This is a genomic window from Helicobacter sp. 23-1048 (genome assembly GCF_053654545.1).
The window spans coordinates 488,174-505,374 of sequence record NZ_JBSIUT010000001.1; the positions used below are offsets into that span (position 1 = coordinate 488,174).

At 40.5% G+C, this 17,201-nt stretch carries 17 protein-coding genes and 2 pseudogenes; 5 read left to right on the forward strand and 14 right to left on the reverse strand.

Annotated features, from left to right (window positions below):
* Window position 1: 1 nt before the first annotated feature.
* Window positions 2-616: pseudogene (locus tag ACWIWK_RS02455) on the reverse strand (PDC sensor domain-containing protein); the annotation flags it as partial.
* 99 nt (window positions 617-715) lie between these two features.
* The gene (locus tag ACWIWK_RS02460; protein WP_454152010.1) at window positions 716-1,303 is read right to left on the reverse strand and encodes an NAD(P)H-dependent oxidoreductase; all 588 of its coding nucleotides are present in this window, start codon (window positions 1,301-1,303) and stop codon (window positions 716-718) included.
* Window positions 1,304-1,459: 156 nt separating this feature from the next.
* Between ACWIWK_RS02460 and ACWIWK_RS02465 the strand changes: the two genes are divergently transcribed.
* The 5 genes and pseudogenes from ACWIWK_RS02465 to groL all read left to right on the forward strand — a co-directional run bounded on the left by ACWIWK_RS02465 (window position 1,460) and on the right by groL (window position 5,838).
* Window positions 1,460-2,743, forward strand: a complete 1,284-nt coding sequence (locus ACWIWK_RS02465) for an NTP/NDP exchange transporter (RefSeq protein ID WP_454150516.1) — start codon at window positions 1,460-1,462, stop codon at window positions 2,741-2,743.
* Window positions 2,744-2,802: 59 nt separating this feature from the next.
* Window positions 2,803-3,414 carry a nitroreductase family protein gene (locus ACWIWK_RS02470; protein WP_454150518.1) on the forward strand — a complete coding sequence of 204 codons (612 nt, stop codon included), beginning with the start codon at window positions 2,803-2,805 and terminating at the stop codon, window positions 3,412-3,414.
* Between the two features lie 103 nt (window positions 3,415-3,517).
* Complete coding sequence (locus ACWIWK_RS02475; RefSeq protein ID WP_454150520.1) at window positions 3,518-3,685, forward strand: hypothetical protein; 168 nt, start codon at window positions 3,518-3,520, stop codon at window positions 3,683-3,685.
* Window positions 3,686-3,909: 224 nt separating this feature from the next.
* Window positions 3,910-4,176, forward strand: a pseudogene (gene groES / locus ACWIWK_RS02480) (co-chaperone GroES); the annotation flags it as partial.
* A gap of 27 nt (window positions 4,177-4,203) precedes the next feature.
* Window positions 4,204-5,838 carry a chaperonin GroEL gene (gene groL, locus ACWIWK_RS02485; protein ID WP_454150521.1) on the forward strand — a complete coding sequence of 545 codons (1,635 nt, stop codon included), beginning with the start codon at window positions 4,204-4,206 and terminating at the stop codon, window positions 5,836-5,838.
* An 88-nt stretch (window positions 5,839-5,926) separates the two neighbouring features.
* Here groL and ACWIWK_RS02490 read toward each other — a convergent pair whose 3' ends face one another.
* The 12 genes from ACWIWK_RS02490 to ACWIWK_RS02545 all read right to left on the reverse strand — a co-directional run bounded on the left by ACWIWK_RS02490 (window position 5,927) and on the right by ACWIWK_RS02545 (window position 17,199).
* Window positions 5,927-6,463, reverse strand: coding sequence for an outer membrane beta-barrel protein (locus ACWIWK_RS02490; protein WP_454150523.1), 537 nt, complete (start codon window positions 6,461-6,463; stop codon window positions 5,927-5,929).
* Window positions 6,464-6,821: 358 nt separating this feature from the next.
* The gene (locus ACWIWK_RS02495; RefSeq protein ID WP_454150525.1) at window positions 6,822-7,448 is read right to left on the reverse strand and encodes an outer membrane protein; all 627 of its coding nucleotides are present in this window, start codon (window positions 7,446-7,448) and stop codon (window positions 6,822-6,824) included.
* Window positions 7,449-7,728: 280 nt separating this feature from the next.
* Window positions 7,729-8,694, reverse strand: a complete 966-nt coding sequence (gene hemB / locus ACWIWK_RS02500; protein ID WP_454150527.1) for a porphobilinogen synthase — start codon at window positions 8,692-8,694, stop codon at window positions 7,729-7,731.
* A 10-nt stretch (window positions 8,695-8,704) separates the two neighbouring features.
* Window positions 8,705-9,997: an ArsS family sensor histidine kinase gene (locus ACWIWK_RS02505; protein WP_454150529.1), complete on the reverse strand. Its 1,293-nt coding sequence runs from the start codon at window positions 9,995-9,997 to the stop codon at window positions 8,705-8,707.
* A gap of 93 nt (window positions 9,998-10,090) precedes the next feature.
* On the reverse strand, window positions 10,091-10,693 hold the full coding sequence (locus ACWIWK_RS02510) for an energy transducer TonB (protein WP_454150531.1): 603 nt from the start codon (window positions 10,691-10,693) through the stop codon (window positions 10,091-10,093).
* Complete coding sequence (locus ACWIWK_RS02515; protein ID WP_454150533.1) at window positions 10,686-11,471, reverse strand: ABC transporter ATP-binding protein; 786 nt, start codon at window positions 11,469-11,471, stop codon at window positions 10,686-10,688. Before ACWIWK_RS02515 ends, ACWIWK_RS02510 begins: the two co-directional genes overlap by 8 nt.
* 10 nt (window positions 11,472-11,481) lie before the next feature.
* Window positions 11,482-12,540, reverse strand: a complete 1,059-nt coding sequence (locus ACWIWK_RS02520) for a FecCD family ABC transporter permease (RefSeq protein ID WP_454150535.1) — start codon at window positions 12,538-12,540, stop codon at window positions 11,482-11,484.
* Window positions 12,541-12,548: 8 nt separating this feature from the next.
* Window positions 12,549-13,307, reverse strand: coding sequence for a class I SAM-dependent methyltransferase (locus ACWIWK_RS02525; RefSeq protein WP_454150537.1), 759 nt, complete (start codon window positions 13,305-13,307; stop codon window positions 12,549-12,551).
* Window positions 13,308-13,315: 8 nt separating this feature from the next.
* The gene (locus ACWIWK_RS02530; protein ID WP_454150539.1) at window positions 13,316-14,377 is read right to left on the reverse strand and encodes an ABC transporter substrate-binding protein; all 1,062 of its coding nucleotides are present in this window, start codon (window positions 14,375-14,377) and stop codon (window positions 13,316-13,318) included.
* A gap of 124 nt (window positions 14,378-14,501) precedes the next feature.
* Entirely contained in the window at window positions 14,502-16,379 is a 1,878-nt protein-coding gene (locus tag ACWIWK_RS02535) for a menaquinone biosynthesis decarboxylase (protein ID WP_454150541.1), read from the reverse strand.
* Window positions 16,380-16,850 (reverse strand): hypothetical protein, encoded by a 471-nt coding sequence (locus ACWIWK_RS02540; protein WP_454150543.1) that lies wholly within the window; start codon window positions 16,848-16,850, stop codon window positions 16,380-16,382.
* Window positions 16,840-17,199 carry an AtpZ/AtpI family protein gene (locus ACWIWK_RS02545; protein WP_454150545.1) on the reverse strand — a complete coding sequence of 120 codons (360 nt, stop codon included), beginning with the start codon at window positions 17,197-17,199 and terminating at the stop codon, window positions 16,840-16,842. Before ACWIWK_RS02545 ends, ACWIWK_RS02540 begins: the two co-directional genes overlap by 11 nt.
* Window positions 17,200-17,201: the final 2 nt, after the last annotated feature.

The window sequence follows — 17,201 nt, forward strand, 5'->3', positions numbered from 1 at the left end:
AAGAGAGCGGTATATCCACCCCAGCGACAAAAACAAGCGCATTATCTTGGAATATTGGATACACATAAGAGACTACGGGGATATTTAACCCCACATCAATATAGACATCTGTTTGAAACAACCCCTTTTTCTCTACCGCTCCAATATACCAAGGGCGTGTGGTTACATTAAAATCTACATTCCACTCCCCACCGATAATGCCAAAGTCTTTGTATGGTTGATTCTCAAAAATAGTGTTTGTAACAATTTCACCACTAGGCAAACCAATATAGCTCGCCGATGTCCTTGAGGCTTCTTGGTGGAGTTTAAAGATTGGTCCTGTGGTGTGAATCACATCGTTTTTGGAGTGCAGTTTGGAGGAGGGGATTTGCTCTAAGATAGTTACAAGCGATTGTATGGAGGCTTTAGAATCTTTGTTGATTTGCTCAATAAGCATATCCACGACACGCAATTCATTCGCCTGTGCTTGTATAGCAGATTGCAGGGCATTGGTTTTATTCATTTTCCAAGTGATAATGCTCACCGCAAACATACTGCAAACGGTGATAGCACTAGCAATGAGTGCAACCTTTGTTTTGACTTGCATTGGCTTCCTTGCAACGAGATTGAATTCCATATCCAAACAAAAGTCTTATTGTAGTATTTTTTTTTACAAAAAACAATACAAAAGAATAATTTTTTACGAGTTATTATTGTGATACAAATTTTATATTGCTTATCTAAAATTCTCTCGTATATGCGCTATTAGCTTGCGTTCCCATTCCTCAAAATTTGGGTTTTTATGCACATCATTTGCCATAAAGCTCGGCAAAAAGCGACTAAATCCCAAAAATTCAAAAATCTTATAGGTGTGCATAAATAGCTCATCTACACCGCGCCCATCAAAAAACTCTCCCACTTCGTTAAACGCATACAGCGGGGCATTCCAAGAAGTGCTTAACATCATCGCCTTACCAGCACACAGCCCACCACTGCCATAGCGTTTGTTTCTATCATTTTTGCTACGCCCATCACTGCTATACAAAATCCCAGCAGCCTCAGGTCCTATGGCTTCATCAAAATATTTTTTCACAATCCACGGCTCACCCATCCACCAGCCCGGGAATTGCAAAATCACGCAATCCGCCCATTTCCATTTTGCCACTTCACTTTTTGGCTCATAGCCTTGCGCTATATGCGTGATTTGCACTTCTATGCCGAGATTTTTTAGCTCACTTTGCATTATCGCACAAAACGCTTCATTTAACTTGCCTTTAGATTCTCCATATTCCATACCGCCATTTAGAATCAAAGCTTTTTGAATTTTGCTATTAAAGTCGTGTTTCATCGCGATTCTCCTTAAAAGTCTTTTTTGTATTTTGCAGAGTATAGCATTTTTGGTAAAACCAAGTTGGCAATTTTGCCGTTGTTGCTATTGGCAAAAACAATATACAATCGCATTAAAATTTAAAGGACTGCAATGAAAAAATTACAAATATTCTACAAACTCTTTAGCCTAAAACAAGGCGAATTTAAGATTCTCTCTCTATCATTTGTTTTTATTTTTGCGATTTTTAGCTCTTATTCTTTGCTTCGCCCTATTCGTGATGCGCTGGGGCTTACAGGTGGTGTGTCAAATCTAAAATGGCTCTTTTTAGGGACATTTGGTGCGTGTATAGTTGCTTCACTTGCGCTTATGTGGCTATCTACGCGGGTTAAACGGCGATTTTATATCGACTTTGTGCTGGTATTTTTTGGGCTCAATTTGCTTATCTTTTATGGTGCGATGAAGGGAATCGCCCCTAAATCAAGCGAATATCTGTGGCTTTGTCGGGTGTTTTATATTTGGGTGAGCGTGTTTAATCTCTTTGCGTTTTCTAGCGCGTGGAGCTTGCTAAGTGATATTTTTAGCAAGGAAGCAAGTCAAAGACTCTTTGGCATTATCGCGGCTGGGGCAAGTCTAGGCAGTATCGCTGGGGCGGCAAGTGTGAAGTTTTTAGTCGAGCATATTGGTGTAAGCAATATTATTTTTGCCTCAATGATTTTGCTAGGAATTGCGTTAATGCTAAAATATGCGATGATTGCTGAACTCAAACGCTTTGAGAGCGACAAATCTTTAGCGCGATTTGATAAAACAATCGGCGCAAAAAATCCCTTTGTCGGATTCTCACTTATCATCAAATCACGCTATTTGCTGACACTTTGCGCCTTTATTTTGCTACTTACAAGCGTATCAACCTTTCTTTATATGGAGCAAGCGCGAATCATAAAAGCACTTTTTCCCACGCCTGAAGCGCAAAGTGTCGCCTTTGCAAATATCGATTTAATAGTCCAAAGCCTCTCACTCTTTATCCAAATCTTTCTCACCGCCAAAATCGCGCAGTTTTTTAGGCTCACCACAATGTTAGGTGCGCTTGGATTTATCGTGGGAGTAGGCTTTATTGTGCTAATATTCACGCACCCTGCGTTTTTGCCATTTATCATCGTAATGTGTGTGCGCAGAGTGGGCGAATACGCGCTAGTCAAACCCGCAAGGGAAATGCTCTTTGTCCCGCTAAGCGGCGATGAGAAATACAAAGTCAAAAGTTTCATAGATACGGTGGTCTATCGTGGTGGAGACGCATTATCTGCGCAAGTGGAGGGGATTTTTGCAAGTTTTGGCATAATGGTGGTGCTCCTTGTAGGCGCGGTGATTAGCTTTGTGTGGGGGACTTTGGGAGTGTTTTTGGGACAAAAATACCACAAACTAGAAAGCCCATCTTAAAAATTTACGAAGTTTTGTTAGCATTGCTTCTTTAAAAATTTTGATTTTAAGGAGCAAAAATGACTTTTGAAGAATCCTTGCAAGCGCGACACGCGTGCAAAAAATTTAGCGATAAGAAAATCCCAAGTAAAGATTTAGAGGCGATTTTAGAGGCTGGGCGATTAGCACCCAGTGGCTATGGCTTTGAGCCGTGGAAGTTTGTCGTGGTGGGCAAAGAGCATAGCGCAGAGCTAGCAAAAGCCTGCTACTCCCAAGAAAATGTCGCCACTGCAAGCCATAATATTGTGATTTTAGGGCGAATGGATTTGCGTAGCAAAGATGAGTTTGCGCGCAAGCAGGTTCGGCGATTTGCCACAGATGAAGCGCATTTTGAGCAGATTTTGGGAATCTACACAGGCTGGGCAGATGCGTTGAGCGATGAGCAAATTTTTCACTTTAGCCAAACCCAATGCCACCTCCCGCTAATGCAAATGATGAACGCCGCGATATTTAAGGGCATTGATTCGTGCGCGATTGGCGGGTTTGAGCGTGATAAAGTGGAGGCGTTTTTGGGCGTGAAAAAGCCCTTTGGCGTGGCGGTAATCCTCTCACTTGGCTATGGCGCAAATCCACCAAAGCACAGCAAAAAGCGACAAGAAAAAAGCGAAGTAGTGGAGTTTTTTACAAAATAGCACAACACTATTTAACATTGCCACATTTGCAAACATTAGCCAAATCTTTGTAGTGGCAGTGATAGGGATTTGGCAAGAACTGTAGCGATTTAGTAATTATTGAATGTGGCATTTGCATTCTGTGAATCTAGATTATATTCTCCCTATTTCGCACAGGCAAACCCCGCAATTAAAGAATCTCCTTGTTCCAAACACTATTGATTTTCACAATATCACAAAACACCGCGTTAATTTGTGTTTGCTGGCACAGCTTGATGTCGTGGCAGTTTAAGACATAACATTTTGTTTAGAGTTTTGTCGTTGCATCGAGCTTGCAAGCGAGAAAATATGGGTTTTATTCCATTACTTACATTTTTATTGTAAATAATATTTAGTCTATTACACTAAATATTATTTATTCATTTACTATAAGATATTGACTTGTTTAACAAAATATTATACAATTTACGCACTTAAGATTTTTAAGTGCTAAATTTTACTAAAAAAGGAGCAAATATGAAATTCAAACCACTTGGAGAGAGAGTTCTTATCCAAAGACAAGAAGAAGATACCAAGACAAGTTCAGGTATCATTATCCCTGATAATGCAAAAGAAAAGCCACTAATGGGCAAAATCAAAGCCATTGGTGATAAGGCAGCTAAGGAATACCCCGCGCTAAAAAATGACCAAACGGTTGTTTTTGAAAAGTATAAGGGTAGTGAGATTAAGCTCGATGGCGTTGAGTTCATCGTCTTAGAATCTAATGATATTTTAGGTATTATCGAATAAATCACAACAAAGGAGAAAACTATGGCAAACAAAGAAATTCATTTCTCAGATTCTGCGAGAAACAAACTTTATGAGGGCATTAAACAATTAAATGATGCTGTGAAGGTAACAATGGGACCACGCGGGCGCAATGTGCTTATCCAAAAGTCTTATGGTGCGCCAAATATCACTAAAGATGGCGTGAGCGTGGCAAAGGAAGTCGAGCTTGCTGACCCTATTATGAATATGGGCGCACAGCTCGTAAAAGAAGTCGCTAGCAAGACTGCTGATGCAGCTGGTGATGGCACGACTACGGCGACCGTGCTCGCACACGGAATCTTTAAAGAGGGCTTACGCAATATCACCGCTGGTGCAAACCCAATCGAAGTCAAGCGTGGTATGGATAAGGCAGCACAAGCTATCATCGATGAGCTTAAAAAGAGTAGCAAAAAAGTCGGCGGTAAAGATGAAATCGCTCAAGTTGCTACCATTTCTGCAAACTCTGATGAAAAGGTTGGTAATTTAATCGCTGAAGCAATGGATAAAGTCGGCAAAGACGGCGTAATCACCGTTGAGGAAGCAAAGGGAATCAACGATGAACTAACCGTAGTTGAGGGAATGCAGTTTGATAGAGGTTACCTCTCTGCGTATTTTGTAACTAATGCTGATAAAATGATTGCTCAGCTTGAAAATGCCTATGTGCTTTTAACAGACAAAAAAATCTCTAATATGAAAGAGATTCTGCCAATCTTAGAGGCGACAATGCAAAGTGGCAAGCCACTTTTGATTATCGCTGAGGACATTGAGGGCGAGGCTTTGACTACTTTAGTGGTAAATAAACTTCGCGGTGTGCTTAATGTCTCTGCGGTTAAAGCACCCGGCTTTGGCGATAGGAGAAAGGCAATGCTCCAAGACATTGCGATTCTCACAGGTGGTGAGGTCATAAGCGAAGAACTTGGCAAAAGTTTAGAGACCGCGAGTTTGCAAGATTTAGGACAAGCAGCGCGCGTTGTCATCGATAAAGACAACACAACCATAGTCGATGGCAAGGGTAGTGCAAAAGCGGTCAAAGACAGAATCGCGCAAATTAAAACCGAGATTGCTAACACCACGAGCGATTATGATAAAGAAAAGCTCCAAGAGCGACTTGCTAAACTTAGCGGTGGTGTGGCAGTCATCAAAGTCGGTGCGCCAAGCGAAGTGGAGATGAAAGAGAAAAAAGATAGAGTAGATGACGCACTTAGTGCGACAAAAGCAGCGGTTGATGAGGGCATTGTCATCGGTGGTGGCGCGGCTCTTATCCACGCGACTAAAAAGGTGAATCTAAAATTAGAGGGCGATGAGCTTATCGGCTATGAAATCATTAAACGCGCGATTAAAGCTCCGCTTGCTCAAATCGCACGAAATGCGGGATTTGATAGTGGCGTGGTGGTCAATGAAGTGCAAAATGCAAAAGACACTATCGGCTTTAATGCGGCTAAGGGCGAGTATGTGGATATGTTTAAAGCTGGGATTATCGACCCGCTTAAAGTCTCTAGAATCGCATTGCAAAATGCAGTCTCTGTCTCAAGCTTGCTTCTCACCACAGAGGCGACAATCAATGAGATAAAAGAGGACAAACCAGCCCCAGCAATGCCTGATATGGGCGGTATGGGAGGAATGGGCGGAATGATGTAATCCGCCATTTTAGATTCTCTAAAACTTCTTAGTCCTAAAGAGAGAATCTCTCTTTAGGCAATCCTTATAAAATCAACTTCTTTAATGTTTAAAAACTAAAGACATATCGTGCAACCATATTGTAAGTATTTTGGTAATCCAATCTTCCCGTTGTAGCACCCTCGAATATGTTATTTGCAAAGAGTGGCATACGCAATGCTATTTCAATGCCGTGATGAGAGGCAATGTTTGTGCGTAATCCTACATTAAGTGCGAAATCAAAGCCATTTTTATTAAATGTCGTAGCGAGAGCTCTCATTGCGGGAAATGCTCTGTTTTCCCAAGTGTTGCCACCAAGACCAAGCCCAATAGAACCACCAAAACTCACACTCTCAGTGCTTATAAAATTCCCCAAGAAATCCACATTTGCGCCATAGTTAGTTAAACGGAGTGTATCCCCTTGCTTGCTAAAATTATTAAAAGAAACATTGGCATAATATCTCAGTCCAATTTTGGGACTAAAAAACTTCTTATATCCAAAGCTAAGACCATATCGTTCCCCTGAGGCTATCCTAGTATCTATGCCTTGTTGAGAAGTGCGCTCTCCTTTAAAATCGCCTCGACCTACTTCTATTCCTACAAACACGCCACTTTCCTCTGCTATTGCTATGTTTGTTTAGAGCAAGGTTTATCATTGCTTTATTCATTTTTAATTTCCTTTGAATGTTAATTTTTGCTTAAATTATAAGCACTGCCACACATTTATACCTACCCGCACCCCCAAAAAAATAACTTAAAAATGGAGATAAATTTGTGCAAAATTACTTTTTGTAAAATCAAATCAAGACAAAATGATAGTTGTGAATGTAAAAAAGTTCAAAGCAAGAATGTGCGATAGATTGGAGAATCTAGACACTCTTTTTACTATGAATTTTAGGGTATCTAGATCCTTGATTGCTTTTAAAGCAACTTCTAAAATTTAACACTTAAAAAATACACTATCCCTAAAAGCTAAAAATATATCGAGCAGTTACGCTGTAACTGCTCGAAAAATCAACTTTTGAGTCGAGTGCTGCATCAAAAACGGTATTTGCTAAAAATGGCACTCGCGCGGCTATTTCAATGCCGTGATGGGAAAAAAGATTTGTGCGCAAACCTACATTAAGTGCGAAGTCAAACCCTGTGGTGCTCACTTTTAGTCCCAAATCTTTGGCATCGGTGAGAATCTGATTAAACCAAGTGTTTGCACCAAGTCCAATACCAACAAAAGCACCAAAATCAAAATGTTCTGTTGCTATAAAGTTACCCAACAAATCAACATTAGCACCATAGTTAAGGAAGCTAGTGAGCTCTTCGCCACCCGTTCCACCACTTACACCTAAACTTTGTTGGAATGATATATTGGCATAATATCTTAGTCCAATGTGGGGGTTAAAAAATTGCTTATATCCAGCAACCAAACCATATCTCATTGCATCTTCTGTTTGGGTTGCTAATGCTCCTGCAAGCTGTCCTGTGATTCCAATGTCGCCATAGCCAACTTCTGCTCCGACAAACACGCCACTCTCTTCTGCCATTACTCCACTTGCTAAAGCACTAGCCAAAGCAAGGCTCATAATTCCTTTTTTCATCTGCTCTCCTTATGGATTGAATTTCTGCCTGTTTTTTTTTACAAACTTTAACAATTAAATTTCACGCTTGGCGCGCAAGTTTAATGTTTAAAGATTCTCAATCAAACAAAACATTGGGAGGAATTCTATCTACCCCCCCCCTTAAATACAGCTTAAAAAATAGAGGAATTTTGCAAAAAAACGCTTCTTTTTACAAAAATACAAAAAATAGCAAAACCCCCTTAAAATTCAAGGGAATTTTTGCGTAAAGCTAGAGGAGCGGAATTGTAAATGTAGCAGTTTAGAGAATCTCAGCGAGCTCTTTGGTGTGATAAGAGATAATTATATCCGCCCCAGCGCGCTTAAAGCCAAGCAAAGTCTCAAGCATAACCTTTTGATAATCAATCACACCCGCTTTTGCAGCGGCTTTTAGCATAGCGTATTCGCCACTGACATTATACACCGCGAGGGGTAAAAGTGCGCGCTCTCTAATATCACGCACAATGTCTAAAAATGCCAAAGCAGGCTTCACCATTAAAATATCCGTCCCCTCTTTTTCATCATTTAAGCTCTCTAGTATGGCTTCTCTGCGGTTTGCTGGGTCTTGTTGATAAGTCTTCCTGTCGCCAAAGCTCGGCGTTGAATCTGCCACATCGCGAAATGGACCATAATACGCGCTGGCAAATTTGGTAGAATACGCCATTATTGGGAGATTGACAAAGCCCGCTTTATCTAGCCCATAGCGCAATGCGCCTATGCACCCATCCATCATTCCGCTTGGGGCTATCATATCTGCGCCACTTTGGGCGAGTATTTGAGCTTGCTTGACTAAGATTTCTAGCGTGGCGTCATTATCCACACTTTGAGTTTTTTCATCGATGATTCCACAATGTCCGTGGCTGGTGTATTCACAAAAGCACAAATCCACAGTTACAAACATTTGTGGGAATGCCCGCTTGATTTCTCGCAATGCCACCGCGACAATGCCATTTTCACTTAACGCACTTGAGCCAATAGAATCTTTATGCGAGGGAATGCCAAATAAAATGATATGAAAAATTTTAAGTTTGCAGAGATTCTCCACTTCTTTAAGCAATTCATCGATACTAAGTTGAAACACGCCCGGCATTGAGGGAATCTCATTCCTAATGCCTTTGCCCTCTATGACAAAAAGCGGATAAATAAAGTCCTCTAAGCGCAAATGTGTCTCTCGCACGAGATTGCGTGAGTGTTCATTTAGTCGTAATCTGCGAAGTCGTGCAAACATTGTCTCCCCCTTAGAGTATGTGTTTATCAGCAAATGGTTTTTGTGGGTGGTTTTTAAGGTTGCAGAAATTATCCACCACGCAACCTTTAATCATAAAAATATTTTTCCCATCTTCGTGGAAATATTTTAGCGCAAAATTTTGGTTATCAAGTGTGTTTTTAATGATATACATTCCTAATCCAAAACCGCCTTGATGACTCTTTTTAGAATCTTTAAAGTAGGGTTTGAAATATTCAGTGATTTTGTGTTTGAGTGGTGCGCCTAGATTCTCAATATAAAGGCAATCATCTTTGGTATAAACACACACCTTGCCATCGGTGGAGTATTTTATCGCATTATCAAGCATATTTTTTGTCGCAAGACTAAAAAGCTCAAAGTCCGCCTTAATGAGCGCGTAGGGAGATTGTAGAGTGATTGGGCTTTGTGTGTTTGTGTCAATGAGGAGCATTTGTTCGTTATGCTCGATTAAATGTTGGAGTAAAAATTCGCTTTTTTTGATTGTGTGTGCTTTGGAAGTAAGTTGTTCGAGTTTGGCAAATTCGTTAATAAGCTCATTTAGCCGACTAAATACCGAGCATAATCGCTCTTTTTGCGCTTCGCTCTCAAGCATTTCAGCAGCGATTCTTCCTCTTGTAATTGGCGTTTTAAGTTCGTGCATTATAGAGCGCAAAAATAAAAATCGCGCCTCATTAAGGGCTTTAATTTTATTGGAAAATTTGTAAAATTCATTGGCGAGCAAGTCAATTTCATCTTTTGGATTTTTTTTAATGGGGATATAGTCGCTTTGATGTGATGAGAGTGTGGCTATTTGCGCACGCAGTGTGTTAAGCGGGATTAAGGCGCGGAGTAGTAAAATAAAGACAAAGGTCAAAATAATAATCCCTGCAAGCGTGATAAAATACAAACTTTCGTAAGAATGCGTAATGGTGTCTTTGTATAAAATCGCCTCTTCGTGGTTTTCTAATAAAATGTAGATTCCATTGGTTGTCTTACGCATTTTTGCCACCGTGCCAAAGAATCCGGGCGGGAGTTTATCTTCTTCTTGCAGTCGCTCTTTGAGTATGTCCTGCGTTTCTACAAATCCAAGCTCACGCAAGTATCGCTTGACAATATCCGCACCACCGCCAAATGCTCCAATTTGGTTAATGGTGGTAATGATTTGGTTGTATTTTATGTCGCGGAGTTCTTGCTCATCTTCAATTTTATCTTTGATAAAAAAGTAAGAAAATGCAAAAAAAGCAAGCAAGGCAGCGATAAATAAAAAAGTGATTTTAAAAAATATCGAATGCCAAAAGCGATTCATTGTCGTGCCTTTTTAAAATATTTATGCCAAAGATTGTAGCAAAAATGCGTAATGCTTTTTACAAACTTGCATTAACATTTGTGATTCTAACACTTAGCGTTTTATATTATAATTTAGACTTGTGCGTATTATGCGTTCATTTTGTGGTTTGGGAAAATTTCTAGAGGCTTTTTTTAGCGTCTTTAGCGCGTGCTTATCAAGTGTATCAAGCCCACTGCTTTGCGTTATATGCTCATTTATTATATTTCCACTTGTTGTGATAGAAAATTCCACTGCTACCATACCCTTAAGCCCCATTGCTGAGAAATTTGGTGGATATTTATGCTCTTTTAGAATGATGTTTTTAATTTTTAGCGCGTATTCATCATCTTGGGAATGAGAGTTTGCTATTTGCTCTGGGCTTTGTGTGGTTTGTTGTTGTGGGTTTTGTGTAGAATGAGTAAGAGAATCTTGCTCCTTTGTTGTTTCTTGCCTTGGTTTTTGGATTGGTTTGTTGAGCTCTAATTGTTTGTAGTTCTTGTGCGTGGAGGGCTTAGATGCGCTTTGAATCTGTGATAAAGCAATGCTAATGGTATGTTCGCTTGGAGTATTTGGGGTGATAATGGAGTGATTGCCTAGCAAAAAATAACAAAACGCTCCCACATAAAGGACAAGTGCAATGCAAAATGCAAGGAGATTATCGTTGTTTTTAGTCATTGTGAGATTCTTTGTGATTGAATATTTGGCAAAAGTATCGCCCATTATTTGGCAAATCTATGCGCGTAGAGTGTATGTCATAGAGCGCGTTAATGTGAGATTCTCTTAGTGCATTATCCGCATTATCATACACCAAAGTGCAACCTTGTTTTATCATTAACACCTTATGTGCGATGAAGCATTGCTCGGGGTGATGAGAGGTGAGCAAGATAGTTTTTTGCAAGGATTTAATAATCTCAAGCAACTTAAAGGAATAGGATATATCAAGCGCACTCACGGGTTCATCAAGGATAACAATCTCGCTCTCTTGGACAAGCGCGCGTGCGATGAGCCCAAGTTGCCTTTGCCCGCCACTTAGGGTTGTGAAATTATTATAGGCTAAATGTGCTATGCCAAATCGCTCCAAAACTTCTATGGCTTTTTGCTTATCTTGCTTGGAGTAAGAAAAGAGCGGAGCGCGAGCAAATCGCCCCATTATCACTATTTCAAGCAAACTAAATGGCAGACTTGTGTAGTGAATCTGGGGCACATAGGAGAGGAGCTTTGAGCGAGCGAGATTTGAGAGGCGCGCAGATTCTAAGCCATTAAGCAAAATATGCCCACTATAATCAACTATGCCTAAAATTGCTTTAAGCAAAGTGCTTTTGCCCGAGCCATTCGCACCCAAAATACACACAATCTCACCTTTTTGCACGCTAAAGTTTATGGTATGCAAAATGGACTTTTTTTGCAAACTTACACTAAGGTTATCAATGTTTATAATGCTAGATTCTCGCATTGTATCCCTTTTAGACTAAACGCTTTTTAGTGATAAAAAGCACCAATGCAAAAATGGGAATCCCAAAGAGTGCTGATAAAATGCCAATGGGGATTTCTGTGCTGCTTACACTGCGCGCCAAAGTATCACAAAAAAGCAAAAAAAGCCCCCCAAAAAGTGCGCAAAAAATAAGCATAAATCGGTGTGATGCGCCGATTAAAAATCTTGCAATATGTGGCACAACAAGCCCTATCCAGCCAATAAGCCCGCCAAGCGCGACACTACAACTCGCTAAAAGTGTGGCTATCACAATAAAGAGCAATCGCACTCTGCGCACATTTACACCTAGCGCAGAGGCACTTTCATCATCAAGATTGATAATATCAATATGACGCGAAAAAACCAACGCACAAATAAAACTTAGCACAAATACAACGCTAAGAATGATTAAGGCAGTTTGCTTAATGTGTATGTGTGCTAAAGAGCCCATAAGCCAATACACAATATCTGGCAAGGTATTGTATGGGTCGGCAAGAAGCTTTAACACACTCACTCCTGCGCCAAAAAATGCTGAGCTAATCACACCACCCAAAATAAGCATAAGCACACTTTTATATCCATCAAAGACAAAAGAAAGGAGCATTGCCACGCACATTGCCAAGAATCCAAAAACAAAACATAAAAGCTCAATGCCCACCATACTAAAGCCTAAAACCATTCCAAGTGCCGCACCAAAACTCGCACCATTAAGCACGCCTAAGATTCCGGGTGAGACAAGAGGATTCCCAATCACGCCTTGATAGAGCGCACCAGAGAGCGCGAGTGCTGCACCAATAATGATAGCACCAAGAATGCGTGGCAGGCGAATAGAATGTATCACATAGCTTTCTTTTGTAGTGTCTTGGGGAGAATCTATACTAAATAATAGCTTAAACACACGCTCATTTGCAATCTCATAATTTCCTAAAGTAAGCGCGTATATGCTTAGAGCACACAAAAGCACGCATACAACAATAATGGAGAAAATTTTTATGCGAATGCCTGTGTCTTTTTGCGTCTGTGTATTTTTAGGATTCCATATCTTTGGCATTGCGTGCCTTAGATGTGAGAATCTTTAGCGATATATGCGATGCCAATTTCGCGTTTATGCGTATAGGATACTTCGCCATTTTGTGCGTGAGAGCGCACATACTCTGCGATGAGTTTTTCGTTTGGCACGCCATTATGTACGCGCACATTAAATATCATATCCTCAATGGCTTTTTCAACGCTACTTGTATGCAGGAAGCTCGATTCCATAAATTTATGCGGTGGAATCTTGTAGCCAAGCTCATCAAGCCATTGCAACACTTCTGGCAATCCTGTGGGAAGCTCAAGCTCTAAATTATGCTTTTGTAAAATTGCACTCGCAAATGGAGATTCCCTATATCGTCCCCAACCCACATAGCAAAAACACTCTTTACACATTTCTAAGGCTTTTTTAAACCCTTGTTTGTTATTCATCGCTGGAGTCATCGAAGCAAAGGCAATGTCAAAACTTTTTGTGGGTGTGAAATCCTCCCATTTCGCGCAAATGGTATGAATGTTATCACCACCAAGCTCACTTGCATCTTCTTGTAAAAATTTTAGCATTTCCTCCGCGCAATCTACACCTGTGATTTCTTTTGCTTCAGTATAGAGTGCGAGGCTAAATCGCCCATTCCCGCAACCAATGTCAATGATATGCTTATTTGTGAAATCCGCACCATTTGCTCGAAAAAAATCTAAAATCTCAAGTGTATCTTTGGCTGGAGTTTTGAAGCGCGGATAATTTCGTGCTTTCATATTCCACACATCGGCTATATGTTTGTTTTGCATTTTTCCTCCTATTGTCCTCTTGCTTTGTATCGTTCGCCGTGCCCGAAGATTCTCTCATAGTTTGCGCTATCAAGGGGTTGCAAAAATTGCTCAAAAAAGTCAAAAATAAGAGAATCTATTTCCTTTTGGCTTAATAATTCAGGATGCACGCGAGAAAACGCCCAAGGCACACCAAGAATCTGCATTATGCTAGGTGGCTTCATTAGCCAATTACTTGGCGTTGAGGGGGCGTAATAGACCTTTTTTTCTCGCACAGCGCGTAAGTTCTGCCAATCTTGTGTTGGATTTTGTAATATATCTTGGTAAAGTCCAATTTCGCGCACAAAGATAATGTCTGGGTCTTTTTTGAGTAAAAACTCAAAGTTTATGCTTGAGATATGCTCCATTTTGCCTAATTCTTCGCAAGAGAGGACATTTACCCCGCCTATTTGAGAGACTAAATCACTTGGTTCATCTTTGCCACATTGGCTTTGTAAGCCATCAACTCCTTGTGCGAGATAGACTTTAGGACGATGAGTGATTTTAGCGCGCAAGGCATTGAGGGTTTTTTCACTCGATTCTATAAACGCTATAAGCGCGTCTGCTTTCTCTTTAATATCTAACGCTTCTCCTATGGCTCGTATGCTTTGGGGATATTTGGTGCTATCAAATGCGGGGATTTTAATAGTTTTTATCCCCGCGCTTTCATAGGCTTGTATAACTTCATCTTGTGTAGATTCTAAGAAAAACACAATATCGGGTTGCAGGGCGAGTATTTTTTCATAGCTTGTTCCCTTGCCACCAGCGTGCATTCCTAATATGGGTAGTTGTGCCACGCCTTTAGGCATAAGCGTAATGTCTTCAGGGTAGGGCTCATAATTTAGTCCAATAAGTCCTTGTGGATAAAGCAATTCAAGCATCACAGTGATAGGCGGTGCAACCCCAAAGATTTTAAGTGTTTTTTCTTGTTCGCTAGATTGCTCGCTTTGTTGCGTTTCTTGTGGCGTTTGCTCATCTTTATCCCCACACGCACTAAAGCCCACAACCAAAAGCATACTAAAAAGTGCGCCATAGAGCCATTTAGCATTCATATCTACTCCTTTTAAGCTGATAGATTCTCTCTATCATTGGTGAATGGTAGCATTTTCTCTATAAAATTTTACTTAATATATAAAAAATTATAGTATTTTTACAATATTTTGGCGTTTTACTTTGTTAATGGTGTTTAAATCCCGTGATTTGATAATAGCGCAAAAAGTCATCATCTCCATCTTGCAATAATCCTTTTTGCCTTAGACCATCGATGATAGATTGCGTGCAGTCCGTTTCTTTGGGCCACTCTCGCTCATAGCCATCAGCCTTGCTTTTATCGCTCGCATCGATAAAAACCACACCACTCTCCACCCAAATATCGCGTTTAGCATCAATGTTATTTGTAATACGCCAAGTTAGCATATATGGATTGCTTAAATCATTTTTGTGCCAATCAAGCACAAAAACAATCTTTAGATTCTTTGCAAGTTCGCCTAATGGAGTGCTTTGGAAAAGTGCTTTGAGACTTTTGTCCTTTTTTTGCACGCCTAGTATGCAGATAGGATTGCGCGTATCGGTGAAATATTGCTCTAATGAATGGATAAATGGGAATCTTTGGCGCAAACATTGCAGTAAATCATCATTAGAGCGTAGGATAAAATTCGTATCTTGTGCCTTTTCCTCACCTAATGTTTGCACGCCAAGTTTGCCACCAAAGGCAAAATTTGGGCTTGAATGGTCGAGTGCATCACAGATTCCCTCGCTAATAAGCAAGGAATCCAAACCAAATCTATTAAGCACATAGCGAGCAAGAGCCTCATAATCTCGCAAATTAGGCGCGTCTTCATCGACAAAAATCGCGTGTTTGACAAAGCTCATTTGTCCAACTCCCCAAAATGCGTGCATAAGCTGCATAGCGTGTGCGGGGTATTGTGGGGCGATGCGCGCAAAGATGAGGTTATGAAACACGCCACACTCGGGCATAGAGTAATCAAGCAATCCGTGTGCGGTTTTTTGAAGTAGGGGCAGAAAGACACGCTCGGTTAAATATCCCATATATTTGTCTTCTAGTGGTGGTTTCCCCACCACAGTGGCAGGATAGATAGGATTTTTTTTCATTGTGATAGCACTTACTTCAAGCACAGGATATGGCTCTATGGGGGTGTAAAATCCTGTATGGTCGCCAAATGGTCCCTCTTCGCGCATATCATTGGGATTTACCCAGCCCTCAATGACAATATCTGTGTCATAAGGCACGCAAATATCGTTAGTAAGGCATTTAACCACGCGAGCATTTTTCTCACGGATAAAACCATAAAGCAATAACTCATAGATTCCTATGGGTAGCGGGGCTTGCCCGCACCAGATATACAGTGGGTCGCCACCAAGCGCAATACTTACAGGCATTTTTTGATTTGCCTTTTTATAGTCGTTAAAAAAATGATTAGAATCTTTGTGAATTTGCCAATGCAAGCCAAGATGAGATTTATCATACACTTGTAAGCGATACATTCCTAGATTTTTTTTCTCTCCATCTAAAGAGTGCGTATAGACTTGCCCCATCGTGATAAACGGCCCTCCGTCATTTTCCCAAGTGGTTAAGATAGGGAGTTCATAGAGGTTTATTTCTTGTTGTCTTACTTCTTGGCAAGGCGCAGTGCCTTTGTGAATTTTGGGAAAAATATGGCGCAAGGCATAGAGTTCTTTGAGTTTTAAGAGTTTGGCTAAAAGCGTTTTTGGCGGGCTGGCGTTAAGCAGAGATTCTATGTGTTTGGCAATGATGTCTGGTTGTTTTTGGATAAGGAGGTTTAGCCTTTTGTGTGAGCCAAAGATATTCATAAGCACAGGGATTGTAAATTTTTTGTTGGTTTTTGTGTCGATAGGGTGAGTGAAAAGCAGTGCTTTAGAATCTTTTTTCTTTACTTCAATGTATGCAAGATGTGGGATTTCAAGGTATATATCAAGTGGTTTGTCAATGATTTTTAGTTCATTATGGTCGCGTAAAAATTCTATAAGTTTTTGCGTGTTGCCAAAGTCTTTGAAATCATTTGCCTGCTTCATTTAGGCGACCTTTATCATTATCACTGCGCCAAGCAATGTCGCTACAAGTCCGCTTCCAATGCCAAAAAGCAGTGCTTGAGGTTGCATTAAATGCACCTCAATAAGTGCTAAGATTCCTATGATTAGCACGATGTAGCTAAGCATTCGTAGAAATGAAAGGCTTAATCTCGTGCCAACAATAAAGCGCGAAGAGAAGGGAATCTTTTGCTTGTTTTGTTCTTCTTGCGTATCATTAGATTCTTCATCGACACAATCTTTTGTTGTGTTTGTATCGATATTTTGCGTTTGGAGCTGTTGGGATTTGATTTGACGCAAGATTCCGATAAAAGAACTCCCACAAACCACACTAAAAGCAACAAAACCAAACCCAAAACTACAAAGAGAATCTCTCCCAAAAAATGCACAAACAAATGTGCCACAAATGCCAATGCCAAACCACATTGCGATACATACATTGCGTTTATTTGTCATAAGGACCCTCATCATCTTCATCATCAATGTGTTTGTTATGTGCATTGTATGCGTAGCGCGGATTATCTGCTAGGCTATCGAGCTCTCTTTTATGCCGTTTGTATGCCTTATATACATTTAAAATCGCTGCTGCTATGCCCCAAAAAATCCCAAGCCATAGCAACCAACCAATATCGGTGAGTTTTTTTAACAACCACCCAAGCCCGAACCCAAGCAACACAGCTACCACCATAGAAATCCCAAGACTTAAATCATACGCTCCTTCTACGACCTTAGCAAGGCGAGGTTGCGATTCACAATCTTTAGCATTTGTGTTTTCTTGTGATGGGTTTGTGCGATTGTTTGGCATAT

Excerpts from the sequence above, each read along its gene's own strand:
- ACWIWK_RS02465 (WP_454150516.1), top strand. The coding sequence starts at position 1,460 with ATGAAAAAATTACAAATATTCTACAAACTCTTTAGCCTAAAACAAGGC.
- ACWIWK_RS02470 (WP_454150518.1), top strand. The coding sequence starts at position 2,803 with ATGACTTTTGAAGAATCCTTGCAAGCGCGACACGCGTGCAAAAAATTT.
- ACWIWK_RS02475 (WP_454150520.1), top strand. The coding sequence starts at position 3,518 with ATGTGGCATTTGCATTCTGTGAATCTAGATTATATTCTCCCTATTTCG.
- groL (WP_454150521.1), top strand. The coding sequence starts at position 4,204 with ATGGCAAACAAAGAAATTCATTTCTCAGATTCTGCGAGAAACAAACTT.
- ACWIWK_RS02495 (WP_454150525.1), bottom strand. The coding sequence starts at position 7,448 with ATGAAAAAAGGAATTATGAGCCTTGCTTTGGCTAGTGCTTTAGCAAGT.
- hemB (WP_454150527.1), bottom strand. The coding sequence starts at position 8,694 with ATGTTTGCACGACTTCGCAGATTACGACTAAATGAACACTCACGCAAT.
- ACWIWK_RS02505 (WP_454150529.1), bottom strand. The coding sequence starts at position 9,997 with ATGAATCGCTTTTGGCATTCGATATTTTTTAAAATCACTTTTTTATTT.
- ACWIWK_RS02510 (WP_454150531.1), bottom strand. The coding sequence starts at position 10,693 with ATGACTAAAAACAACGATAATCTCCTTGCATTTTGCATTGCACTTGTC.
- ACWIWK_RS02515 (WP_454150533.1), bottom strand. The coding sequence starts at position 11,471 with ATGCGAGAATCTAGCATTATAAACATTGATAACCTTAGTGTAAGTTTG.
- ACWIWK_RS02520 (WP_454150535.1), bottom strand. The coding sequence starts at position 12,540 with ATGCCAAAGATATGGAATCCTAAAAATACACAGACGCAAAAAGACACA.
- ACWIWK_RS02525 (WP_454150537.1), bottom strand. The coding sequence starts at position 13,307 with ATGCAAAACAAACATATAGCCGATGTGTGGAATATGAAAGCACGAAAT.
- ACWIWK_RS02530 (WP_454150539.1), bottom strand. The coding sequence starts at position 14,377 with ATGAATGCTAAATGGCTCTATGGCGCACTTTTTAGTATGCTTTTGGTT.
- ACWIWK_RS02535 (WP_454150541.1), bottom strand. The coding sequence starts at position 16,379 with ATGAAGCAGGCAAATGATTTCAAAGACTTTGGCAACACGCAAAAACTT.
- ACWIWK_RS02540 (WP_454150543.1), bottom strand. The coding sequence starts at position 16,850 with ATGACAAATAAACGCAATGTATGTATCGCAATGTGGTTTGGCATTGGC.
- ACWIWK_RS02545 (WP_454150545.1), bottom strand. The coding sequence starts at position 17,199 with ATGCCAAACAATCGCACAAACCCATCACAAGAAAACACAAATGCTAAA.